The 22,747-nt window shown below is 39.5% G+C and carries 23 protein-coding genes; 11 read left to right on the top strand and 12 right to left on the bottom strand.

The features are described 5' to 3' along the window. Window positions 1-184 precede the first annotated feature (184 nt). Entirely contained in the window at window positions 185-5,203 is a 5,019-nt protein-coding gene (locus H6G86_RS32950) for a RecQ family ATP-dependent DNA helicase (protein WP_190937854.1), read from the bottom strand. A gap of 451 nt (window positions 5,204-5,654) precedes the next feature. On the opposite strand from H6G86_RS32950, the gene H6G86_RS32955 reads away from it, so the two are divergent. Next, window positions 5,655-6,578, top strand: coding sequence for a metallophosphoesterase (locus H6G86_RS32955; RefSeq protein WP_190937855.1), 924 nt, complete (start codon window positions 5,655-5,657; stop codon window positions 6,576-6,578). A gap of 91 nt (window positions 6,579-6,669) precedes the next feature. Beyond that, complete coding sequence (locus H6G86_RS32960) at window positions 6,670-7,311, top strand: hypothetical protein (protein WP_190937856.1); 642 nt, start codon at window positions 6,670-6,672, stop codon at window positions 7,309-7,311. Between the two features lie 137 nt (window positions 7,312-7,448). Here the strand turns inward: H6G86_RS32960 and H6G86_RS32965 are convergent, their stop codons facing one another. The 6 genes from H6G86_RS32965 to H6G86_RS40265 form a co-directional block, all read right to left on the bottom strand. After that, window positions 7,449-7,907: an HNH endonuclease gene (locus H6G86_RS32965; protein WP_190937857.1), complete on the bottom strand. Its 459-nt coding sequence runs from the start codon at window positions 7,905-7,907 to the stop codon at window positions 7,449-7,451. Continuing rightward, window positions 7,904-8,143 carry a hypothetical protein gene (locus H6G86_RS32970; RefSeq protein WP_163939136.1) on the bottom strand — a complete coding sequence of 80 codons (240 nt, stop codon included), beginning with the start codon at window positions 8,141-8,143 and terminating at the stop codon, window positions 7,904-7,906. The genes H6G86_RS32965 and H6G86_RS32970 overlap by 4 nt, the downstream gene beginning before the upstream one ends. Before the next feature lie 285 nt (window positions 8,144-8,428). After that, the gene (locus H6G86_RS32975; RefSeq protein WP_190937858.1) at window positions 8,429-10,324 is read right to left on the bottom strand and encodes a DUF3370 family protein; all 1,896 of its coding nucleotides are present in this window, start codon (window positions 10,322-10,324) and stop codon (window positions 8,429-8,431) included. Between the two features lie 117 nt (window positions 10,325-10,441). Beyond that, the gene (locus H6G86_RS32980) at window positions 10,442-11,527 is read right to left on the bottom strand and encodes a WD40 repeat domain-containing protein (protein WP_190937859.1); all 1,086 of its coding nucleotides are present in this window, start codon (window positions 11,525-11,527) and stop codon (window positions 10,442-10,444) included. Between the two features lie 127 nt (window positions 11,528-11,654). After that, complete coding sequence (locus H6G86_RS32985) at window positions 11,655-11,879, bottom strand: hypothetical protein (protein WP_190937881.1); 225 nt, start codon at window positions 11,877-11,879, stop codon at window positions 11,655-11,657. A gap of 20 nt (window positions 11,880-11,899) precedes the next feature. After that, a complete protein-coding gene (locus H6G86_RS40265) occupies window positions 11,900-12,031 on the bottom strand; it encodes a hypothetical protein (RefSeq protein ID WP_524538521.1) in 132 nt (43 codons plus the stop codon). 111 nt (window positions 12,032-12,142) lie between these two features. On the opposite strand from H6G86_RS40265, the gene H6G86_RS32990 reads away from it, so the two are divergent. Then, on the top strand, window positions 12,143-13,390 hold the full coding sequence (locus tag H6G86_RS32990) for an L-lactate MFS transporter (protein ID WP_190937860.1): 1,248 nt from the start codon (window positions 12,143-12,145) through the stop codon (window positions 13,388-13,390). A 206-nt stretch (window positions 13,391-13,596) separates the two neighbouring features. Here H6G86_RS32990 and H6G86_RS32995 read toward each other — a convergent pair whose 3' ends face one another. Then, complete coding sequence (locus tag H6G86_RS32995) at window positions 13,597-14,190, bottom strand: thiamine phosphate synthase (RefSeq protein ID WP_190937861.1); 594 nt, start codon at window positions 14,188-14,190, stop codon at window positions 13,597-13,599. Window positions 14,191-14,386: 196 nt separating this feature from the next. On the opposite strand from H6G86_RS32995, the gene H6G86_RS33000 reads away from it, so the two are divergent. Then, the gene (locus tag H6G86_RS33000) at window positions 14,387-14,902 is read left to right on the top strand and encodes a GIY-YIG nuclease family protein (RefSeq protein ID WP_313931549.1); all 516 of its coding nucleotides are present in this window, start codon (window positions 14,387-14,389) and stop codon (window positions 14,900-14,902) included. 17 nt (window positions 14,903-14,919) lie between these two features. Here the strand turns inward: H6G86_RS33000 and H6G86_RS33005 are convergent, their stop codons facing one another. Together H6G86_RS33005 and infC are read right to left on the bottom strand one after the other, a co-directional pair. Then, window positions 14,920-15,195: an HU family DNA-binding protein gene (locus H6G86_RS33005; protein WP_190937863.1), complete on the bottom strand. Its 276-nt coding sequence runs from the start codon at window positions 15,193-15,195 to the stop codon at window positions 14,920-14,922. A gap of 391 nt (window positions 15,196-15,586) precedes the next feature. Next, window positions 15,587-16,102 carry a translation initiation factor IF-3 gene (gene infC / locus H6G86_RS33010; RefSeq protein WP_190937879.1) on the bottom strand — a complete coding sequence of 172 codons (516 nt, stop codon included), beginning with the start codon at window positions 16,100-16,102 and terminating at the stop codon, window positions 15,587-15,589. A gap of 249 nt (window positions 16,103-16,351) precedes the next feature. Here infC and H6G86_RS33015 point away from each other — a divergent pair, with 249 nt between their 5' ends. Continuing rightward, window positions 16,352-16,540 (top strand): hypothetical protein, encoded by a 189-nt coding sequence (locus H6G86_RS33015; protein WP_190937864.1) that lies wholly within the window; start codon window positions 16,352-16,354, stop codon window positions 16,538-16,540. Between the two features lie 20 nt (window positions 16,541-16,560). Here the strand turns inward: H6G86_RS33015 and H6G86_RS33020 are convergent, their stop codons facing one another. Continuing rightward, window positions 16,561-17,067: a hypothetical protein gene (locus H6G86_RS33020; protein WP_190937865.1), complete on the bottom strand. Its 507-nt coding sequence runs from the start codon at window positions 17,065-17,067 to the stop codon at window positions 16,561-16,563. A 474-nt stretch (window positions 17,068-17,541) separates the two neighbouring features. Between H6G86_RS33020 and H6G86_RS33025 the strand changes: the two genes are divergently transcribed. Continuing rightward, window positions 17,542-19,092 carry an FAD-binding domain-containing protein gene (locus H6G86_RS33025; protein ID WP_190937866.1) on the top strand — a complete coding sequence of 517 codons (1,551 nt, stop codon included), beginning with the start codon at window positions 17,542-17,544 and terminating at the stop codon, window positions 19,090-19,092. A gap of 58 nt (window positions 19,093-19,150) precedes the next feature. Here the strand turns inward: H6G86_RS33025 and H6G86_RS33030 are convergent, their stop codons facing one another. After that, window positions 19,151-19,438 (bottom strand): Mo-dependent nitrogenase C-terminal domain-containing protein, encoded by a 288-nt coding sequence (locus tag H6G86_RS33030; RefSeq protein WP_190937867.1) that lies wholly within the window; start codon window positions 19,436-19,438, stop codon window positions 19,151-19,153. Window positions 19,439-19,994: 556 nt separating this feature from the next. On the opposite strand from H6G86_RS33030, the gene H6G86_RS33035 reads away from it, so the two are divergent. From H6G86_RS33035 to H6G86_RS33055, 5 genes are all read left to right on the top strand, one after another. Further along, a complete protein-coding gene (locus H6G86_RS33035) occupies window positions 19,995-20,612 on the top strand; it encodes a cupin domain-containing protein (protein ID WP_242065098.1) in 618 nt (205 codons plus the stop codon). A 249-nt stretch (window positions 20,613-20,861) separates the two neighbouring features. Next, complete coding sequence (locus H6G86_RS33040) at window positions 20,862-21,038, top strand: hypothetical protein (RefSeq protein ID WP_181154551.1); 177 nt, start codon at window positions 20,862-20,864, stop codon at window positions 21,036-21,038. A gap of 113 nt (window positions 21,039-21,151) precedes the next feature. Next, the gene (locus tag H6G86_RS33045) at window positions 21,152-21,700 is read left to right on the top strand and encodes a hypothetical protein (RefSeq protein WP_190937868.1); all 549 of its coding nucleotides are present in this window, start codon (window positions 21,152-21,154) and stop codon (window positions 21,698-21,700) included. A 168-nt stretch (window positions 21,701-21,868) separates the two neighbouring features. Beyond that, complete coding sequence (locus H6G86_RS33050; protein WP_190937869.1) at window positions 21,869-22,027, top strand: hypothetical protein; 159 nt, start codon at window positions 21,869-21,871, stop codon at window positions 22,025-22,027. Between the two features lie 54 nt (window positions 22,028-22,081). Then, window positions 22,082-22,600: a HEAT repeat domain-containing protein gene (locus tag H6G86_RS33055; protein ID WP_190937870.1), complete on the top strand. Its 519-nt coding sequence runs from the start codon at window positions 22,082-22,084 to the stop codon at window positions 22,598-22,600. The last annotated feature ends 147 nt before the right edge of the window (window positions 22,601-22,747 follow it).

Genomic DNA, 22,747 nt, shown 5'->3' on the forward strand with positions numbered 1-22,747 from the left:
TGTTAATACTGCTTAAAAAGTATAAATAAATTTATACTACTGGGAAAATGATTTAGTGATCGCTTGTTTTTTACTGGATCTGACGAAACCGCATAGCTCCCGTAGTTGGGTTCATCAAATCCGATATCGTCCAACCGAATCTGGAAAGCAATGGGCGCGGATGGTAGCAGCGATCACCATAAATTTAATTTTCGGCATTTCTACATACTCGAATTTGTGGAATCACAACAAACCAATTCTCCAAAATTTCCCCTGTTATATCATCCCTCTTAGTATGGTCATATAGATATCGGACTGTTACTTCACCAGGCTGAAATTGAAACTGTCCAGGGAAAATACCTTTATTTATAAGAGATTGCGTTCCATCCCGTGATAAACAACCAATTTCCTGATTCTGCCGTGTAAAAATACTCCAACCATTACCGAAAGAATTTATCCTTAATTCGATAGGAGTACTTTCATGCAAACTTTTAATGATGTTCTGCCTTCTTTTAGTCAATTCATAGCCCAGATGTACATCACTGGGAGTTAAATCAAAGTAACGCATCAACCGAGGAAGTTGAGTTTCAGTATAAGCAGTGGTTTTTGAAGTTAAACCAGCTTGCTGTACAAATAAATTCTGCTGAGTAGAACAAACAATTAATTCTTCTTTGGCGCGAGTCATAGCAACATAAAAGAGTCGTCGTTCTGATTCCATCTCATTACAATTAGTTTTAAATCCATCACCTAAAAGTATGACTTTACGGAACTCCAGACCTTTTGAACCATGACAGCTAGTGACTAAAACTGAGTTATCCTCTAGGAAGGATTCACCATTTTCATTAAACTCAAATATAGCAGTCAATATTTCATCAACACTAATAGGTAGTACAATATCTTCAGACCCATAGCCTCGTTCTTTATCTAAATCTCTAGCAATATTTATTAAAAATTTAACATTAGGTTCTTTTAAGCTACGACCAGTACGTTCAAAAAACGCCTCAAATCTTTTCTGAACTAATTCTTCAGGGCTTAAAACTAGACTATAGTCTTTCTGTAAAGCATTAACTAGTAGACGAGTACAACGGTTTTTTATTAATGAAATAGTATTATTTTTTAGTGCATAAGTAGATATATTTTCTTTTTCTAGAAGCAAGCGGATAGGATTCAAATCATCCCAACGAATAGCTAAAATAGAAATTTCATGAGGAGCAATACCTACGTTGACCCAAGATTGAATTTTGTCTTTAATCCATCCTGCTTGTCGTGATAAATTATTGAACTTTAAAGCGGAGACTGCCTCTCCTCTTAATCCTTGGCGTTCAGAGTTAATACGAACTTGCTCTTCTGGAGCCTGTTTACAGCGTATTAAGTTATTTTGGATAAGACAATTAGCAGTTTCAATAATATTTTCTGTAGAGCGGTAATTTTCGTTAAGTAATAATCGTCTTGCTTTATACTCTTCTTGGAATTGAAGGATATATCTAGTATCAGCACCTTTAAACTTAAAAACATTTTGGTCATCATCTCCAATAATACAGAGATTAATTTGTACTGACTGTGTTTCATCCTCAGATTGATTTAAGCCAGAAATTGACTTAATTAAACGATATTCTTTCTCAGTGACATCTTGGTATTCATCAACAAAGATATATTCTAATTTTCCTAATAATTGAATTCGTCGTGCCTGAGTATCTTCATCTGCATCTTCAAATTCTTCGCCTTTTTCAATTAATTCGCAAGCTTCATCCAAAAGCCGATCAAAATTTATTGTCCGAGTTCCTCTGTATTCACCTACCGTCCGTCCCAAAAGTGATAAGGCTAAACCGTGGAAAGTAAAAACCCGAATTCGTGATGCTTGTTCGCCAATCAAATTACGCAACCGCAACCGTAATTCTCTAACTGCATTACGGTTGTAAGCTAAAACAAGAATACGCTTCGGCTCAACTCGCTTAACCTTTACAAGATAAGCAATCCGGTGAACAATAGTTCTTGTTTTACCAGAACCAGGGCCTGCAATTACTGCCATCGCTGGGTCTGAAGCTAGAACAATTTCTTTTTGAGCAGGGTTGAGCGGTTCTAAAATACGGTTGTAATCTTCTGGAAGAATCGGTCTGGTAATCTCTCGTGCCAAAAATTGGTACTTTGAAACGAATTCTTCTTGATTTGTGCCAAAGTAATCACTAACGAATTGCTGACGTTGTTCATTTAACTTTAACTGACCATACTTCACCATGTAATGGGTGCGACGAGTTTGTTCATCATAGTGAGCTTCAACTTCAGGGTAACGGCGTTTTACGCTGGAAACACTTGCATTTTTTATTACACGAATTTTCAGAGACTGTTGAAATAAATTCAACCCATCACTTAACCGAATAACTTTTCTCTGGTGCAGCCACAAAAGAATAACTTCTAACTCTTCATTATTCCAGTCAAGTTGAATTTTTTGGGTAACTTCTTTAGCAAGTTTACCTAATTCGTACTTCAGAGGTAATCTCGCCCCTGTTGTATCTCCCAATGCTTGATACAAAACTTCCAATACTGTAGTTGTGAGAATTTTATGCCCAGGTAAATGCTCTGCAACTCCCATTTCTCCTAAGCGAACCACATCACTAGAAATTCTACTTAACTTTAGCCATTTTTGAGCAACCCAACCTTCCAAAATATCTATGATGTTGGATGCTCTGATTTTTTTACTATTGTCTGGGTCAAGTCGAGAAGCAAGTCCACGCAGATTTATTTGTATTTCATTTTCATTCCCAAACAACTCATTAAGCACTTGGAGTAATTGGTCTTCTAACTGGCGAATGCGTTCATGATTATTACGGGCATCTCCTCTTACACCCTTAGTGATCACAAGTGTAATTGGTATTTCAAAAGAGCAGACTTCAGCCTTTTGCAGTTCACGGATTCTGGCAGTCAGGTCATGTAAGCTAATTCCAGCTTCATCACTGAGGCGGTCGAGAGGAAACGGTTGATCATTGCTATTACAATAAGCTTTTGCAATGTGCATTGCTTGAATCAGCCGCTCAAAGTTGTCTGCTTCAAATCGGGATAAATCCTTCATCCGGCTGTATTCCTCAAACTGCTCTATAGACTTAGTAAAAGTATTATGGCTTAGTTCAAATTCGATAAAGCTTGAAAAGTTCTCGGCTCGTTCTAATAAACCAAATTTTTCTAAGTAATGCAATCCTGCTTTTATTTTAGTATTTTGCTGCTCTGGTTCTTCACCAAATTCTTCATCAAAGTCGCCCAATTGAAAAATTTCATTGGTTGTCACCCAAAACCAATCATCTCTAGCACTGCCAAAAGTGAGATTGCGGATATGTCTGGTCGATATCAAGACATTTTTTAAATCTTGTTCGCTCAGTTGGTTCAAACTTTGCAAACGAAAAACTGTATCAGCATCTTTTAGATCAAAGAGTAAAGTACAAACTGCTGGCTCTCCATCACGTCCTGCCCGTCCAGCCTCTTGGATGTAACCTTCTAAATTGGCGCTCATGCAATGGTGAATGACAGAGCGTACATCTTTACGGTTGATGCCCATACCAAAGGCACAAGTTGCAGTAACTACATTCAATTTGCCTGATTTGAATTCTTGCAAAACTTGTTGTTTTTGTTCTTTTGCAAGTTTCCCATGATAATATTTAGCTTCAATGTGACTTTGTTTAAGAATTTCTGCTAACTTTTGGGCATTTTTGCGTGTAGTAGTGTAAATCAGTGTACTACCACCTAGTTTAAGAGCTTCTTTTACTTGATTCAACAAAACTTGCTCTTTATTCCCTGCTACTGGAATCACATTAAAAGTTAGATTATCTCTTGTTGTTGCCCCATCAATTGTACGATTTATATTTAGTTCGTGTTGGGCAAATAGCTCTTTAATATCTTCAATAACAGCAACTGTTGCTGTTGCTGTCATTAAAGCTAACAAAGGCATTGCAAGCTGCGGCTCTTGATATAATTCATGAATAAATTTAGGAATGTAACGGTAATCTGGTCGAAAATCGTGGCCCCATTGGCTAACACAATGAGCCTCATCAATCACCCAAAGAACCGGAGGACGCTGTTCTAACAATGCTCGAATACTCATTGAGCGCAGTTGCTCAGGACTGATGTACAGCAAACCTTTAGAACCGGAACGCAGTTCTGATAATCGCTGATGACGTTCTGCTGCTGAGAGATTACCGTTGATAAAAGTGGCGAAGAAAAACCCAGCTTGTTCTAAATCTGCTACCTGATCCGCCATTAATGCTTGGAGTGGCGAAATCACGACAGTCAGCGCTTTGTGCCTTTCGTGGAACATGAAAGCTGGTAATTGATAGCATAAAGATTTACCACCACCAGTAGGCATGAGAACAAGCGGACGCTCATTATTAATGATTGCTTGAACAGCTTCTTCTTGCAAAGGTCGAAAACTGGGAATTTCAAAATATTCCAAGTAAGAGCTAATAGCGAATTCATCTGTACTTAAAGGACGCAAATTTTCAAGTACAGCTTGAAAACCATTTAAATGTCTGAGCCAATCACAAAAAACCTGCTTCGATTCATTGGCATTGCACTCATAGTTCCAAGCCAGTAATCCCGCCACGCATAATCTGGTATCAAAATCATAAGTTTGTGGACTAGACCATACCTGCTGCAAATAGGATTGATTTATTCCTTTTAGCATTGTTTCTGGCAGCATTTCTATGGCGGGTTGTTCAATCTTCAAACCAAGGTGATCGCTGAAAAATTGTTGATATGCAAGGTCTGCACCATCGCAACCACAAGTCAGGAGCCAAATATATACCTGTTGTACTTCATCAGGCTTTTTAAACAGTGCTTCTAATTGTTGACCAAGTAATAATCGAGTTGCCTGTGCGTCTTCTAGAGGATTATTACTTGAATATTCACTTTGCTTATAATCTTTATTTAGCTTATGCGAATGCTGTAGGGGGAAAGCGAGTATTGATAGTTCTAAAGTGTCAATTATATGCCAAGAAGATAATTGAGGTTCTTGCTCAATCAAATAAGGGTAATCAAAGCGGCGGAAGTTGTGACCGCATACTGCTAAATTACTATTTTTTAGCTTCCTCATCTCTTCGTAAGCTTGATTTAGATTCTCTTGATAAAAATCTTTTATTAAATTTAGAGATACCAATCCGATGCGGTATATATTATTTTCACTATTAATTTCTAAGTCTAAATAAGCATAAAATAAGTCAATATTTGATAAATTTTGCATGAGAATCCCTGATTAGATTGCTTTTTCGCAATTTCATTTCTAAAAAATTGCTAACTCAACTTACCCTGACTTTGTTCAAAGATTTTAGCAACAAGTACTTATTTGTCAATAAATAGTACACAAATACTATGAATTGAACTCATGTATGCGTTGCCAATTCTGTTGTGTAATTTGTAGCGTTCGGCTGATGAATTACAATCAAAGTCTTTAAAACAGGGTCTTGTTTTCAGTTTTCCCTCAGCAGTAGCGTTTCTAACACAAAAGCTCCTAAACCCAATCTTCACACTAGATTTCCCCCAACACACCACTGCAATAGCCCACATTAGAAGGACTTTCGGCAGTAAGAGAGAAAATTGATTGGTCTTAGGCAATGAACTGAGTTTCGCTTTTAGAGCGATGTGTAGTTTTTGAATCCGCAGCTACACGGAAGTTTGCTCTACCACTAGGGGATGTGCAACTATATCCTGTATTATTTTCAGATAATTTTAGAAAACTTAAACTAATGCTGGCAAAAAAGAAGAGAAGAAAGTGCCTATTTATTCTACTCACTATCAGTGTTAGCTTTTGTTTACTGGTTCTATATGCTTTGATCATTGAGCCGAATCGTTTCGTTGTTACACGTCATCAACTAAATCAACAAATCACTTCTAACAAGAATAGTTTTAAGATTGTCCAAATCAGCGATCTCCATCTCAAACAATTTAATAATCGGGCACAACGTATCGCTGAACAAGTTAATAAACTTAACCCAAACATTGTACTATTTACTGGAGATTCAATTGATCAAGTTGAACAGCTTGATGGATTTGATCGCTTTTTGTCGCTTCTTGATAAGCAAACAGCTAAGTATGCAATTATGGGTAATTGGGAATACTGGGCAGGTGTCGATTTAAAACGTTTGACAAAAATCTATGCCACTTATAATTGCAGCTTATTAGTTAATCAAAGTATTTTACATAAATATGGCGAACATTCTATATTAATCACGGGATTGGATGATTTAGTCAGTAAACCCGATTTAATCAAATCACTTCAAGGTCTTAGTCCTCAACAAAACCATTTATTACTGGCCCACTCACCAGCATATCGAGACTCTTTTTCAAGTGATGAGTTAGCAAAGATAAGACAATACAAACCACAATATATGTTATCAGGGCATACTCATGGTGGACAATTATCATTCTTTGGCTTTGCTCCTTTACGCCCGCCTGGTAGCGGACGTTATGTCAGTGGTTGGTATCGAGATGGTGCGATTGCCCTGTACGTATCGCGTGGACTAGGAGTTTCCGTTTTACCAGTGAGAATGGGTGTAATTCCAGAGATTAGCTATTTTGAGTGGTTTCTGAACCGCTCAGTTATAACATCATCTAAGTAACAGTTAATTAGATGGTTTATTTTTTGAGAAATTTACGGTAGCTTGTCTTTAATGAAAGTAAACACTACCTAATATCAAAATCAAATTAGTTATGCTTAGATTACGGGCTGTATGGTTCACTCCGGTAGCTGCGGCGCTTTTAAGTTTTGGACTAGGTACAAAAAAAGTAGTGGCGCAGATACAATATCCATTTTCAGCTATCTACAATTCAGAAACTACTCTTGAACCGATCGCAGGAAACATTTTAAAAATAACCAATATAGGTGAAAGTGCTAATGCGCCATACGGTCTAACTAGACTTGTAAATATCAGCTATGGCAATCTCGATAATAATACAGGTGTGATTACAATTGAGCCAGATCCAGCAACGTTTGGGTTAAACGACTTACCACTTGGTAACATTACAATTTTTGGTCAAGGAGCAGATAAGCTATTCGGAACCACCAGAGGTACTGCTACCCTTGACTTTCAAAATTTTGTGGGCACGGTTTCTAATACTATAAGTATTACTGGTGGATCGGGTAAATTCGACGGTGCGATTGGCACACTTCTCTTGTCCGAAAATCTTACACTCAACCCAGATCCAACTGCTCCTGTAAGAGGTCTACCTCTAATCTCAGGTTCTTTTCAAACGTTTCAAACAGTTCCAGAACCGAGAAATACCACGGCGATATTTAGCATCGGCTTGATTGGAGTAGGTTTTCTGCTACGCCGACATAGAACATCGACTTAAAGTTATTGGTTAATCAACATTTAAGTAATGGTCTAGCCCCTAAGAACACCGAGCGTGCGCTCGCATTTTTCATCGAATATCAGTTTCTCTAAGCCTAAAAACTTTGCCTTTACTCATACAGTTAAGGAAATTGCAAATCAAAACTCTTTTACTTGTCGCGGGTCTTCATCAGGTGGATGCCAACCACCTTTGAGCCAAAGACGACGAGCTTTGACAATAGACCCTTCATTATGACGTTCATCATTAAGGTCTAAACGATTACTTGTAGCTCGTCCTACAGAACTAATGCCAATAATTTTTAGACCATCTCCTGACCAAATAAAGTGGTCTGACCACTTCTGCTGGCGTGGATTAAATAGAGGTAGCATCTGTCCTGTATCTGGATCAATTCCAGTGGTGAAATTATAGCGATATCCGTTACAACGCTGACAAGCTAACGCCAGGTTATCAGGGTCATCCGAACCCTTAAGAGATTGGGGTACAATATGGTCAATAGAAAATAGAGCAGCACTTGCTTCTTCTGAAGAATGACAGTATTCACAAAGAAATTTTGCTCTTTGTCTGACTAATTTTTTGGTTGCATCATTAACTGTCATGATTCAGAAATGATTTTGGCATTAAGCAAGGTAAAAATTCTATCTAGTTCCAATATGCCTGCCAATTCAGCATCTTCTTCTGTGGTTAGCAATCCAGCTTTCTTTTTCTCAGATAATTCTTCGAGTCGAGACTGTAATTCTTCAGTAAATTTAAACAAATGTATGTCCCTAACTTTACTGAGTTTGATTCCAGAATCTACCCAGAATGAGGGTTGAACCATCATTTGAGTAATCATAAGCTGTATTTCTCGTTTAATTTAGCGGACTGGTGGTATTTTAACAGTGAATCTTCCTTAACTGCTTTAGTTTGAATGTCAGTTGATAAAAGGTAAGCAATTAATGTAAGATTACTTACCTCTGTAATGCAAGTAGACTTGTTTTTTTCTCCAAAGCATCTATTTAAATTCGCGGTTGCCGTCTGTAATAAGCTAGCTGATACTGACCTTTATCCTTTGTAATGCCAACTTCAAGACTATTCGTTTTTTTTGCGTAAAGCACGAGACTTGATCCTAAATCCTAAATCACCTCTTTGTTCTCACCGTCAAAACCTGTGGTGGCGTAGAATCTGGAGGATACAAAAAGTCTATCTGTACTTGTCGCTTTTCACTCGCCAATATCTTCAGTGTCACCAATGGTTCGCCCCTTTGTCCCCGACGCTGTACCAAATGCACATAGCGCGTCTTTTCCACACCATTATCATCGATGTAACGAACCCGCACCGTTCCCCGAAAGAATATTTGTTCTACACCTGGTTTTAAAAATAGCAGTCTATCTGTTCCCCCTTCATCCTTCACAGGAGTCTGTATTGACACAGTTATAGTCTGGGTTTCATTCGTAATATTTCTTAGAGGCAAAGTTAGATTGTACTCAACACCATAGTTACTGTGAGCAAAGTAGGCCGTATCAGGATAACGTTTTAACATTGCTGCACTTTGAATTTGTCCAGTGCTAAGAGTAATTAAATGTACAGTTCCCAAAGGATAAGAAAACGCCTTTCCTGGTGAGGGTATTGTTAACTCGGAAACATTGGGATTGTCCGTAATTTGTGTTTTCCATTGCGTTCCTTGGGATACACCAGCGACGCGACTAAATACCGTTGGTTCTTTGGGAGGGTCAAGAGGTGTTGGAATGGGGTCACGCTTTCCTGCTAAACTACCTGTATCCAAAAGTTCTTGCCATTCGGCTAAAGTCGGTGAAATATTACTATTTTTGACTAAATTTGCGATATAAACTGGATTACTACTTGCCAAGCGTATCATCGTAGTGCGACCGTTAGAAGAAGGAGCCTGTACCGGAATTGGTAAATTTGCTAGAATTTTAGTTTCTTTTGGTTCTATCACCAGCTTTTGGGGAAAAATCTCTTGCCGAACTCCCCGCAGTACATCATTCATTGTGCGATCGCCTGGCCCAGAGTAAACTGTACCTTGGGGATTTTCAACCATATCAGCTAAAGCAATAAATTGTGCTTCTTTGGTAAGGTAACTAGCTGCTTGTAATACTTGCACTATCACAGGTTCATTTCCCGGATTATGTACAATTATCCCTTGGTATAGAGTGCGGCTTTGGGCTGGTGTTTCTGCCCTGACGATATGATGAGCAAATATGTCAAATCTGCCTTCAAAGAGATAATTTAAATGTGCTTCATGTACTTGTTTCCCATCTGGGGGAAAAGTTGATAGTAAAATTCCTTCAGTTGTCACCAGTTCAGGACTATTACTGTTGAAGGTGGGAATAATATCAAGTTTTCCTGGTAAAGGACGTATTTCTTGGCTGTCTACTTCGACTCCAGCAATATATTGTGGGGGAACCGTGTAAATATTAAGCGCCCGACACATTAAAGCCGCAACTTCCCCTCTAGTCGCACTTTGTAGTGGTTTTAGCTGTTTGACATTGGGATAATTGACAACAATACTATTAATCGTGGCTGATGCGATCGCATTTTGGGCATAGTTAGGTATTTGCCCCGCATCGTTAAAATATTGTTGTAATGTCTGCATTGGGCTAGGTAAAGGGCTGTAATTTTTCCCTCCAGCTACAACACCAATGATTTGGGCACGAGGAATTGGTTGGTTTGGCTGGAAAATACCACCAGGATAACCAGAAAAAAATCCTTTTTGGTAAGCGGTAGAAATTGCTTTATTTGCCCAATAATCAGCAGGTACATCTTTAAAAGACGCAGCTGTACGTTTCACTGGTGAATCAGGAAAAGCATTTAGCATTAACACTGCTGCTTGGGCGCGTGTCACTGTTGTTTCTGGGCGAAAACTACCATCAGGGTAGCCTGTAATTAGTTTACGCTCTTTTAGTTGTTGGATACAATGTTTTGCCCAATAGCTTTCGGTGTCGGAAAATGCTAGGGCGTTGGGGGTTGATAGAGTTAAGAGAAATACGACTAATAAAGTTTTTTTCAAGAGCATTAATAAACAAATTATAATGAACAGAAACCAGAAAGCTAATACATCATTTCCCAAGATTTATATCTACATTGCTACTCTATTGTGTAATCTTGTAATTTGTAGCGTTTAGCTAACGAATTACACTTTTATCTGCCAAACTTTAACAGATTTGTCACCACTACCGCTATATAAAATTTTGCCATCACTACTTATTGCCAGTCCATAAATTCCACCTGCGTGTCCGGTAAGCTCCATGACTGATTTCCCTGTTTTGATGTCGCGTAATATGATTTCTCTGCCTAAACCACCAGCAATAAATGTCTTGCTATCGGGACTTATAATTAACGCATCGATACTCGTACCCAACGATAAATCATGAACTAGCTTTCCTGTTTTCAAGTCCCAAGCTTTGAAACCTTTACCATCTGTGCTTCTAACTCCACCAGATTGAAAACTATCGTCGTATCCACCACACAAGAGCATTTTCCCATCATTACTAACAGCAAGCGTAATCGGGGCTGATGCACGCTCTGAGCCGCTGATTAGGTCTTCTTTTTTGGGCAGTGGTGGGGTAAAGCTGCCTATTTGTTTACCTGTTACCAGACTCCAAACCCGAATTCTTCCCCCATTTTCACCTCCGCTTAAGAGAGTTTTACCATCAGGACTAATTGCAAGTGCTGTTGTTTCTGCTTTGAGTATCCGGTCGATTTTTCTAGTCTTGAGATTCCGAAATTTGATAGTGTTATCGCCGCTACCACTGATTAAAGTTTGCCCGTCTAGGGTCAACAACATTGCTTTCACCCCTGTTTTCTCTGAAATCGTGCGAATTTCCTTTCCTGTTTGCGTATTCCAAAATTTGATCGTGTTATCGAAACTGGTACTAATTAAAGTTTGCTCATCTGAAGTAAATACTATTGATTTAATGCCCTCACCGTGTCCAGTTAAAGTGTGAAGTAATGCACCTGTAGTAGCATTCCAAAGCTTAATTGTTTTATCATCGCTACCACTAGCAAGAACTTGACCGCTAGCGGAAAGGGTTAATGCACGCACAGGTGCAGTATGTCCTGATAAAGTTAGTTTCAACCGCTTTGGTTGTTCAGTATTTGTGGACGTATTAAGTGTATTTGCTATAACCGGAACATTAGCAATCATACTAAAGGGTATAGGCAGCAAAAAACTAAGTAATGTTAAAGTTTTAAATAAAATGGGTGATTTCATAGTCATATTGTTGAAACTGTAAGTCCTGCCAGCTACTAAAACTTGCTTTTCTTAGGCAATCAAAACTGACTCCAGCATAATTCTTCATCCTTACTTTGTCATTTTTACAATTGATTTGATAATCGACTACATTTTACAAGCTAGGTATAAAGGTAAATTCAGTCGCTGCATTCCTATCCAAACCAACCAACTGACCAATGAACAACTTCAGGCTGAGGTTTTTCCTGTAGACCTCCTCAAACCTCTCTCGGCTTTCAACGGCTTCGGCATTGAACAGCAATTCTTCCAAAGAGGCTAAATCTGCATCTGTTAACGGGATATTACGCTTGAGGAAGGGCGATTGCTGTATGGTTCTCATGCTCTTTAAATATCCCTCTTCTAAGAAACCAAATTTGCTGAGGGTTGAAGAATAAGTTCAAACTTCTCTGGGTCAGGTTCCCGGCGGACGATGCGAGAGGACTTAAATGCGATCTCCCGGTTGCTAACCAATGGCAGATGTGATGTAAGCACCTTGGATTGGTCAAAGTTGCGTTACCAGCACACTGCTTGGCAAAACAGGGTTAATACATGTGTAAAAGCAAAAAGGTGAGATACTAAGGGAAAAATAATACAATAAAGTAGATGCAAAATATGCAGCTTTTTGGTATGCCAGCAGAAAAGGGCAGATGGTTGCTTATTCCCCTTGGTGCAACCGTTTTACTCTGCCTGGGAACTGTCTATTCCTGGAGTATTTTCAGAAAACCTCTAGAAAAATTACTGAGCATTAATGCCATAGAAAGTTTATTGCCATTTACGGTTTTGCTAGTGCTATTTGCGATATTGATGCCAATTACTGGTTTTTACATCAACCGCTTTGGTTCTCGTGTGGTGACAGCAGTTGGTGGTGTGATTGTGGGACTAGGTTATATCCTGTCGAGTATTAATGGGAACTTACAATTGCTGACTTTTACCTACGGTGTGATTGCAGGTGTAGGTGTGGGTATAGCTTATGGAGTCCCTTTAGCGGTTGTTGCTAAATGGTTTCCTGATAAAAAAGGTGTTGCTGTCGGCTTAACTGTCATCGGTTTTGGTTTGTCGCCGTTAATTACTGCACCATTAGCCAAATCTCTAATTGATAGTTATGGAGTGCGGCAGACTTTTGTGATTTTAGGCGTAGCTTTTACAGCGATTATTTTAGCTATCGCCACTGTATTAAAGACACCGCCACAAGACTGGAAACCCGCAGGATGGAATCCAACTACCACAAACTCAGGCGACGTATCTAACCCCAATCAAGGTGCAATGTTAAAAAGTCAAGGATTTTACGGCTTATGGCTATGCTACACCATCGGCACCTTCTCTGGACTAGCAGCAATTGGTATTTCCAGCCCATTAGCCCAAGAAATTATTAAACTAGATGCGGCAACAGCAGCTAATACAGTCTCCTTATTTGCCGTATTTAATGCTTTGGGACGTTTGTTTTTTGGTTGGTTTACTGACCGCTTTAGTCCTAAGTTGGGGGCAATTGTGTCTTTTACATTGGTATTAATTGCTTCTTTAATGATGCTGAAAGCAGGTCAAGGTGCGGTAGCTACCTATTTAGTTGCATTTTCCCTATTTTACTTTTCCTTTGGGGGATGGCTAGCGATCGCTCCTACCACTACCTTAATCCTATTTTCATCAGCAGACTACGCCAAAAACTATGGCATTGTCTTCACTGCTTATGGTGCTGGTGCTTTAGGTGGAACTTTGCTGGCTGGAAGAATTAGAGACATATTCGGTAGTTACACTGTCTTCTTCTATCCGACTACAGTATTGGCTATTTTAGGCATCGTCTTAGCTGTATTCCTGCTCAAACGTAGCTTTTCTAGTTCTACTGTCGCCCTTTAGAGAGCAGTAGCCGCTATTATTGTGTTTTTGAGACCCCTCTTATTTGCAGAGAATGTGGGGTCTTGTCCACATTCGTTGACTCGGCGGCTTCTCTTGTGCTGTATGTGGGTGAGACGTATCGCTCTAACAAGCACTGGAAGGGTAATCTCTGCTGGGGCTATGCAAATGTTAATAACGCTAAGAAAAAGGCATCAAGGAAAAATATTTTATTTTTTAAACATACTAATTGCTGCAACACCAGACGCACCAGCATCAAGACATTTTTGATAATTGTTTTCGTTAATTCCCCCAAGAGCAAAAACTTTCATTTGTGTTGATTTGCAAGCTTTAGTGAGCATATCTAGACCAATACCTTTTGCTTCTGGATGAGTTGGGGTCGCAAAAATAGGTGAAAAAAATACATAGTCTAATCCTTCATCTTCTGCCTCTTTTATAGATTTTAATGAGTGACATGATTTTCCAAACAGCGTACAATTGCTTTTTATCTCTGGCATTTTAATTTGGTCTTTTTCTCTAAAATGAAAAGCACTAACTAAAGAAGATTTATAATTTAGAGAAAATGGTAAAATGATTTGCAATTCTTTATAGGATAGATTCTCAATAATTATATCTATATTTTCTCTATTTGCCTCATATAATCTTATATAACACGAATCTGCACCGTTGCTGATAGCTCTGTTTACCCATTTAGTAACTTGAGCAGAAATTTGTGATTTGTCAGAATAAATTATTTCGGAATTTTCTTCTGACAACATATCAAATATGGCGATTTTTTTAAAAGGTTTTATTGTTTCTTTCATAGAAGCCTTTTTTCATTTTACAGTAATGGTTGTAGCAGCATTTATCTCATTAGAGATATTAACTCTACCATTTCCCTTATTCTGGTGAAACCAAAAGCAAATGCTCTTAATTGTCAGTTCTCTTGGATAATCAGCTAGTCGGCACGCTCCTCGTAGACCCCAATTGGAACCAAATCAGCTAAACCTATTCTCAGATGTGACCCTCACACCAGCACGCAGAGCAGAGACACTGTTAATGAGCCTTGAGGCGCTGTTGAAGTGGAAATCTCAGATTTTTGAATATCAGCAGAAGGTTCAAGAGAACAAACCACCACAGCAGACGGCGTTATTTGACCTTACCCCTAAGCACTGCGACCCAGACCAAATTGATCCACTCTTGCTGCGGCTTGTGCCAATGTCGTTTTATCGAATGCCAGTTGACAGTCCTGGGTCAACTTGTCTGTATTTCATCATAGACTCGGCGGCTTCTGTTGTGTTGTACGTGGGCGAAACGTGCCGCAGTAACAAGCGATGGCAGGGTATACACTACATCGCCAGCTACCAGGATTTACATTATCGTTATGAGTTACAAACAGCAGTCAACGCCGCATTTTGGTGGGATGCTCCGGTTGATCGACGCTTAAAGCAAGAGTTAGAGTTGAACCTTATTTTGAAGTGGCGCAGTCCATTTAATAAGGAGAACTGGGAACGGTGGGGCCAGCCTTTTGGGTAGGGTGGCTTACTTATGCTTTATGGCGCTACTTTTTCTTTAAACTGTTTCCCAACAGAGAATGCAGGCACTTTGGTCGCCGGAATTGTCATTGGCTCATTGGTTTTGGGATTACGCCCCTCGCGCTCTGAGCGATCGCGTCGCTCAAATGACCCAAACCCTATGAGCGTTACCTTTTCACCATTGGCTACAGCTTCAGTAACAACTGACAAAAAAGCACTGATGATTTCATCAGCTTGCTTTTTTGTGATGTTGGTCTTGGCTGCTACAGCATCCACTAGTTCACCTTTGTTCATAAATCACCCTGAATCATTGCAAGTAATCGAAATCTAGCATTATTACCTTTTATTCATAAAGGGGAAAAGGAATAATTTCTAGCAGCATACGAAAATTAACAATGCACGGCTACTGCTGATTAGACAGTCCAACCCCATCACCAAACCGCACAGCTCCCTTGTTTCATCACCTTTGTCGCGTAGAATAAATGTGGGTATAGCCGAGCGCAACACCAAAGATATTCACAAAGAAAAAGTTCATGCGCTCCTTTGCTCCCGATTTGACAAGATCCAAACAGCATTGGTGATTGAAACTAACACTTGAACTCTTTAATTTAATTAACGCCGACGCTTCGCAAGGATGAATAGAGCGATCGCACTTCTAGAGTTAAGATATCTCTTAAAAAGTAATTTAGGCAGGAATGATTAAAGCAATTAGTGAACGCTTATCAAGTGATTGAACTTTACCTACAGAGTTGAGATCACTTACAACCCGGTCTAGTAGTTCTCCAGCTTGGTCACGATATTGATGTTCTCGACCTCGTAAACGAACAGCAAACTTCACCGAATCACCTTTACTCAACCACCCGACTGCTTGTTCAATGCGTAACTTATAATCAGCCACACCTATATTCAAACCAAACCGAACTTCTTTTACTACTGGTCTAGCACTTTGTGCCTGACGCTTTTTCTTTTGATACTGAAGCTTGCCATAATTCAGAATCTTTGCAACTGGAGCCTCTTTTCCTTCAGACACTAATACTAGGTCTAACTCTAGGCTTTCGGCTAGCTGTAATGCTTCATTGGTATCGGTCAAACCACGATTATTATTCTCATGGTCAATCAAGAAAACTTGGGGTGACTTGATTTGCGAGTTTATCAGTTGTTTTGGAATTGCGATAACGTTTGACTCCCATGTATTACAAATCTATAGAGTGTTAGCCATGCCGACTATTAATATAACAGCCTTGTTGTATAAATTTATCGTCACCTAATCCTTTGCTCCTCTTTTTTACAGAACCTGCATAAGATGGACGCTTCTATTAGGAATTTTCTGTATGCTTTGGCATTGATTCATCCTATTGTCACCTTTTAAGAGGAACTTGTGTGAAGCTGTAAGAGAATGAAGAATTAAACTTTCTTCTACTAATCAGTTCTAACTTACGTAATTGTAAATATGCCTTCAATTTCCTACAACCGCACCGATAGCAAGCAGCCACAAAGCATTACCATTCAAGGTTATGTTGTCCGTCCCGGATTACACATTCTCACTTACGAGCAACTCAAGTTGCTACGGGAGCAAACACAGCATCATTCTCAGCTTGAAAATTTAGTCAGCCAAGGTGTGATTAAGTTGACTGGTTAATAGTCGCCAGCACAAAAACCCTAACTCGCTACATCTAATTCCACAGTTGCTGGCTGTTGTTGCTCCTTGACAGCACCCAGTTCCTCAATAAAAGCGTCAATTGCCTTGGCTGCTGACTGCTTACCTGTTTTCAATTTAGAAAGGATATTTTCGCGTATTGCTGAATAATCTGGTAAGACTTGCTGCTCAACAGAAATAGCCTCTTGCTTTGGTAGGGCAATTCCACCATCACACTTTTCTATTAAGTCCTTTATCTGAGCGATCGCATCTGCCATCTCTTGCTTAATCACCTGTTTTATCTCTTCCCCATTAGTTGTAGACACAGCTAAAGCATTTACTTCCTGTTTAACTATTTCCTTAATTTCATCACCATTAGATAACGTCAGTCCAGCTTTTGTCTGACCCAGGATTCCCTGGAGCAATCTTGTCGCTGTATGATTCAATGACTCATTTTCGGAAATCTGCATTGCCGATAAAGCTTTGACTTCTGTATCAGTTAACCCAATTGAAATTGTTACCTTAGCCATACTTTTAAAGCCTGTAAATATTAATCTTGTACATCGCTAGTTCTGGGTTATACCGTTTGCATACAGTTTCTTTGACAGTACTTTTATTGCTTACCACGAATGCTGTATAAAAAACTTATCAATGACCCAATTATTAAACTTTGCCCTGTGAGCAACTTTTACCCTCGACTCTTTAATCTAGCTTCAAGTCAGTCAAGTTGCCACTCATTCAATTCTAACGCACACTTACCTGATATCCATCTTAAAAATGAGGGCAGATGTGCCCTCATGTAAACTTTTAACTTTTAAGTATTGCCCTACATCCGCTATCCTTGCAGTTTTATAACTAGAACTTACTTGTTCGGTTCGCTGCACTGTGTAAAGTCAGCGCAGTCAGAATAGTTTACATCTGCTATAAATACTCAACAACGCCCAGCAAAATCACCTGTTGGTACAAATGTATTATAGTAGTAGTAAATTAAACTATGCACCTTTATGCACCTTCTATGGTTTCGTCGAGATTTGCGTTTAACTGATAATGAAATTGTTACCTCTTCATCTGATAATGATGCAAGAGTTCTGCCATTCTTCATTATTGACCCTTGGTTTTATACCTGGGCTGATGTCGGAGCTGCTAGAGTCCGCTTCTTGTTTGAGTCATTGGAAAATCTCGATTCAAATCTGCAAAAGTTAGGTAATCGGCTGTACTTATTTGAAGGTAATTCTACAGACATCGTGCAAGAGTTGACTAGGCAGTTAATCATTGCAGGATATAAACCCAAACTTTTCTTTAACCGTGATGTACAGGTAGAATATGGTATCAGCCGGGATAAAACCGTAGTTGATTTCTACAAACAGTTAAACCTTGATTACCACATTGGACTAAACAACTTTCTGCAATCAGCAGAGCAACGTGACGAGTGGTTTAACGAATACTACACCTATCAAAGACAATCTCAATATAAAACACCAGCAACTATTAATACGCCTCAAATCACATTCAATCTACCACGGCTAACATTTGAAGAACTTAAACAGAAATACCATCGCTTTTGGGCAGTAGGGAAAGTTTACTTTTCAGGGGGTGAAACACAAGCACAAGCTCAACTAGACTCATTTCTCAAGAAAAGATACTCTGGCTACCATTGGAAACTTTCTCGCCCAATGCTCTCACAGCTTGGAGCAACATCTCATTTATCACCACACCTAACCTTTGGGACTATTTCAACTCGCACTGTTTACCAAAGTACTAAAGCCTTAGCAGAAGAATTAAAAGCTCAACCCAAAGCGGAATTTTCCCTCAAAACATTTCGAGACCGTTTGCGTTGGCATGATAGTTTTACTGGGCGGCTCTATTTCCATCCAGAAATTGCTTACACTAACCGTTACCCAGAATTTGACCAACTATATACCCCATCAGCGTTATCAGGAGCAAAACAAAAATTATTTCAGGCGTGGCAACAAGGAATGACAGGCTTTCCATTGGTTGATGCCAGTATGCGACAACTCAAAACAATGGGTTGGATGAATTTTCGGATGCGGGCAATGTGCGCGACATTCCTAACTATTAATTGTGGGATTTCATGGCATCACGGAGCTAAACACTACATGAACTATTTAGTAGATGGAGATTTAGCAATTAATAATTGGCAATGGCAGATGCAAGCTGGTGTAACTAATCCACTTAGCGATACTTTCCGCATCTATAACCCGTCAAAGAATATTGCTGAAAAAGACCCTCAAGGAGACTTTATTTACCACTGGATACCGGAACTAAAGGGCTACAGTTTACCAGAAATTGAACAGGGGAAATACATTGACATTAGTAGCTATCCTAAACCCATTCTAGATTGGTCAAAGACGCGTAAAGTTAATGGCAAAGTTGTTTCTGACTTCCGAAAGCAAACCAAACAGAGATTGTTAAGCCAAGGTGGAGATGAATACAATAATGCAAACGCTGCTAAAGTAACAGTTGAGAAATACTTGCAGCATCAAGACAGAGAGTACAAAGAATATCAACAAAAGCTTACTGAGTTGCAGGAGTAAAGCATTATCTAGATTTTAAACCAAGCTCCTCTCTCTTTTTACTAAATAAAATCACCATTCAACAATACTTTGTCGCGTCTTCCCCGCATTCATCTACTAAATACAACAAACACTTGTAACGAAGACCAATTATTTGTTCATAGAGAGGATTGATTTTACATAATGGGGGAATGTGAAAAAGTGTCCGCCCTAAAATTGATACAGTTCTTTCAAAAGGACAGTGAGATGGAATTAGTTTACATAATATCCTGGCTAATTTGGGATTATGAATTTCTAATATTTCAACCTGATAACGTATCTGGTTTAATAAGCTGTGATTTAAATGGTCTTGCTTAGGTAAATTCATATATAAACTCTCTTTCCCGAAATCTGTTCCTCTAAAATGACAGTTATCTTCAGACAAAAACATCGTAAATTTACGAAACTATTTCTCTTCTTAAAGAAAGCTAATTGAAATCTCAGTAAAATTCCTTAAAATCTAGAATAAGTAAGCAATTGTATCTTATATAACAAATTTTACAAGCAAAGCTAGTGTCTGAGGCAATACTTTTCGGTTAAACCCAATAATCTCTTTTTTGGTCTGGGGAAAGGTTAAAGGGCAATGGGGAAAGGGAAATTCAAACCCTTTCCCTTTCCCTTTTCCCTTTTCCCTTTCCCCCTTAACCGAAAAGTATTGGTGTCTGAGGAAGCAGGAGCGTAATCTTTACTTCAAGGGGCTACGCAAATGTTTACCCACCTCTTGCTTCTGTAACGATTACTGTTTTCTACTTCGAGTGTTTAGCGTCAAACATCAACACTGCGATCGCTTTCACCAGCAGTTAGGGTTCCCACCTGACTGCACAAACATAGAGAAGTTTTGCTTCGATTCGTAGCCTAGTAGTTCGCTTTCCCCAAAATTGCGCTTGTGGAGGTCGGCAGAGGAGAGATTTGTACAAGTTCTTTCCCCCCTGCCCGAATGGCACCTCTGCCCAAGAGCTTGCCACCACGCAAAATTCCCTTGGCAGACTACTAGACATAATGGAATAGATATATGCCCCAGAATTCCTAGAGGTGTCAGTATGACTGTTATCACTCCTGATCGTTTCCTCGTAGAGGAAAGCCCTTCTCACGCCGCGCACGAGCCAAATCGCACCCTCTGGATCAGCGAAGCAGGAGGGCTTACCCTGTTTGGCGCGTTCATCGAAGTTCTGCAACCTGGCTCTCGTTCATCTATCAAGCATTGGCATAGTGCTGAGGATGAAATGGTCTATGTCCTCGAAGGCGAGATCACGCTCATTGAAGGAGACACAAAGACTGTATTACGTCCTGGCGACGCTGCAACTTTTGAAGCAGGAGTGGCGGTAGGTCACTTCCTTGAGAATCGCAGTGCCAAAGCAACGCGATGCCTAGTAGTCGGCAACCGAGCGGCAGTAGACACAATCACGTATCCTGACCTTGATCGGGTATGTCACCGCGATCGATCACTGCCAGACGACATCTGGACTAACAGTGTGGGAGAACCTGCTGCGAGTCCCTACTAGCAATAATTGCAGGATGCTTTTTGTACTATTTTTCTGGGTTTACCTTGACCAAATCCTTTGCCAGACATGGTAGTTGGTATATTTGATACAGGGATTTTAGCAGGGTTTGAGGGTTGTGAGGGGGAGCGATCGCCATGCATCCTCTAAGAACGGCGCACTTCAACAGTTATTTCCGTGATCAGGCGATCGCCTGACGATGCTAGAAGTGATTGCTTTACAATTACTCCAAATGACATTTTGGGGATAAAAATGAAGCAAGATGACCGCTATACACTGGTCACTGGGGAATTAGGCGCACATCGGCTTTCAATCCTCAACACAGTTCACAAACCCTATACTGAATGGTCTTCTTCGTTATCATCAAGCTCCCGTTGCATCACCCTTGGAATATTAGCTTTAGCTTACTACAAGGGGAGCATCCGCTAATCTCAAAGAGTAAAAAACGCATTATCCTTTCAGCGATCGCCTTTTTCATTTTCTTAGAGGAAACCCTGAACGCATCACTACCAGATTGCCTTATAGGAAAAGTTAGATTAAATATGAATGAGACTTTAGCAGCCACACTAGGGGAATTACAAGCACAAATATATTGGTTACATGATGCTGAGGAGTTTGCAGAATTGGCATCAGCAGCTACTATGTATATGAAACTTGGTTATACTCAACAGCAGTCCGAAACGGCAGGTAATTTAATTAGTCAGGCTTATCAATTATCTGATGATGCTGTTTTAGCCCAAGAAGCAGATGATTTTGACAAAGAAATACAGTTTTATCATCAAGTTAAAGATAAATTAACCCAAGTAGAAACTACATTAGTTTATCAAAACAGCATTGCCATACATCAAATGAAATGGTGGATGTATTTTCGTCATCAACAAAAATTACAAACTATTATTCACTTATTTTTACAACATTTTCAAGCGGTAGGGTTGATGAACTTACTTACTGCTCTTAAACTTACATATTTTATAATGGAGATATGCAAAGTTCATAAATCGCGTGACACAGAAACCACCAAACATAATGCTATAAAATACTGGACAGAATTATTGAAAATCAAACCGCCACAATATCCTTATCTTGGTTAAATTACCTATTTTCCTAGGGTAACTGCTTCAATCACGTTGCAATACTCTTCACTGATAAATTCAGCATACTTGAATTTATTGGTTACAGCCATTGACAAATTAAGATGAATAGTAATACTTTCAGCCAATAAGCCCCTAGTGTGGGCGACGCTATTTTTACCCCAATCTATGAATCTTCAAGAAGTCAAAAATCAATTTCCAGAAGCAGTAGGTGAGATCGAGACACTTGAAAGACTAGGGTTTGCTTCCCGTAGTGGTAATTGGATTGATACCCTTGACGAAAGAGAAAGCACAGACAGCTTGTTGGTTAGTCGGAAGAGTCGGTGATGAGCGAGACGCTGATGCCCTTATTCATACTTTGTCTGGTCAACGTTGTGAATTATGGATCTTGCAGCAACTTCCCTCAGTCTCATCGCTACTGAGAAGCACCTAAAATCTTTGTTGTCTATTCTATCTACTAGCTCTGATCCCATACAGCGAAATAGTGTGGTGTATGCAATCTCTTTTCTGTCGAATTACCAAGGAAATCAGGAAGTGATTAGTACGCTGACCGAAGTAGCAGCAAACATTGCTGAGGCTCCTTTTGTTAGAGCGCAAGCATTAGAAGGAATTGGCAATAAGCTCTCTCATGAATTACCAGAAAATGTATATCAGCCAGCAGTGAGTGTAATTATCCAAGGGTTAGATGATACTGAAGCTGAAGTTAGGTTTTGGTCATGTTTTGCTGCCGGTGCTTTAGAAATCAAGGAGACTTTGCCCAAGCTGCAACTATTGGCGCAGACTGATAAAACAATCATAGCCGGATGGTGGTCTGTAGGTGAGGAAGCTGAAGATTCAGTTACTCTTATGAGTGGAGGAGAACCACCACTGCGTAAACCATACAATTTACCTACCAATTAACTATATTTTCTAGAACTCTAATGGTCTGTCTGTTTTGTATTTGCTGTTGACAGATGGCGTGTTAGAAACGGATGGTGCGCGAGATTTTACCCAACGGACAACAGAAAGTCTTTTACAGTGATGATTGCTGGAAATAAAATTATCAGT

The sequence above is a fragment of the Nostoc sp. FACHB-133 genome (assembly GCF_014698055.1).
Taxonomy (GTDB): domain Bacteria; phylum Cyanobacteriota; class Cyanobacteriia; order Cyanobacteriales; family Nostocaceae; genus Nostoc.

What these genes read in the sequence shown, in the direction of transcription:
- H6G86_RS33020 (WP_190937865.1), bottom strand. Translation starts at nt 17,067, where the DNA reads ATGGCTAAGGTAACAATTTCAATTGGGTTAACTGATACAGAAGTCAAA.
- H6G86_RS32975 (WP_190937858.1), bottom strand. Translation starts at nt 10,324, where the DNA reads ATGCTCTTGAAAAAAACTTTATTAGTCGTATTTCTCTTAACTCTATCA.
- H6G86_RS33045 (WP_190937868.1), top strand. Translation starts at nt 21,152, where the DNA reads ATGAATGAGACTTTAGCAGCCACACTAGGGGAATTACAAGCACAAATA.
- H6G86_RS32970 (WP_163939136.1), bottom strand. Translation starts at nt 8,143, where the DNA reads ATGATTACTCAAATGATGGTTCAACCCTCATTCTGGGTAGATTCTGGA.
- H6G86_RS32985 (WP_190937881.1), bottom strand. Translation starts at nt 11,879, where the DNA reads ATGAGAACCATACAGCAATCGCCCTTCCTCAAGCGTAATATCCCGTTA.
- H6G86_RS33055 (WP_190937870.1), top strand. Translation starts at nt 22,082, where the DNA reads ATGGATCTTGCAGCAACTTCCCTCAGTCTCATCGCTACTGAGAAGCAC.
- H6G86_RS33005 (WP_190937863.1), bottom strand. Translation starts at nt 15,195, where the DNA reads ATGAACAAAGGTGAACTAGTGGATGCTGTAGCAGCCAAGACCAACATC.
- H6G86_RS33050 (WP_190937869.1), top strand. Translation starts at nt 21,869, where the DNA reads ATGAATCTTCAAGAAGTCAAAAATCAATTTCCAGAAGCAGTAGGTGAG.
- H6G86_RS32965 (WP_190937857.1), bottom strand. Translation starts at nt 7,907, where the DNA reads ATGACAGTTAATGATGCAACCAAAAAATTAGTCAGACAAAGAGCAAAA.
- H6G86_RS32980 (WP_190937859.1), bottom strand. Translation starts at nt 11,527, where the DNA reads ATGACTATGAAATCACCCATTTTATTTAAAACTTTAACATTACTTAGT.
- H6G86_RS33025 (WP_190937866.1), top strand. Translation starts at nt 17,542, where the DNA reads ATGCACCTTCTATGGTTTCGTCGAGATTTGCGTTTAACTGATAATGAA.
- H6G86_RS33040 (WP_181154551.1), top strand. Translation starts at nt 20,862, where the DNA reads ATGAAGCAAGATGACCGCTATACACTGGTCACTGGGGAATTAGGCGCA.
- H6G86_RS33015 (WP_190937864.1), top strand. Translation starts at nt 16,352, where the DNA reads ATGCCTTCAATTTCCTACAACCGCACCGATAGCAAGCAGCCACAAAGC.
- H6G86_RS32960 (WP_190937856.1), top strand. Translation starts at nt 6,670, where the DNA reads ATGCTTAGATTACGGGCTGTATGGTTCACTCCGGTAGCTGCGGCGCTT.
- H6G86_RS32990 (WP_190937860.1), top strand. Translation starts at nt 12,143, where the DNA reads ATGCAAAATATGCAGCTTTTTGGTATGCCAGCAGAAAAGGGCAGATGG.
- H6G86_RS32950 (WP_190937854.1), bottom strand. Translation starts at nt 5,203, where the DNA reads ATGCAAAATTTATCAAATATTGACTTATTTTATGCTTATTTAGACTTA.
- H6G86_RS33030 (WP_190937867.1), bottom strand. Translation starts at nt 19,438, where the DNA reads ATGAATTTACCTAAGCAAGACCATTTAAATCACAGCTTATTAAACCAG.
- H6G86_RS32995 (WP_190937861.1), bottom strand. Translation starts at nt 14,190, where the DNA reads ATGAAAGAAACAATAAAACCTTTTAAAAAAATCGCCATATTTGATATG.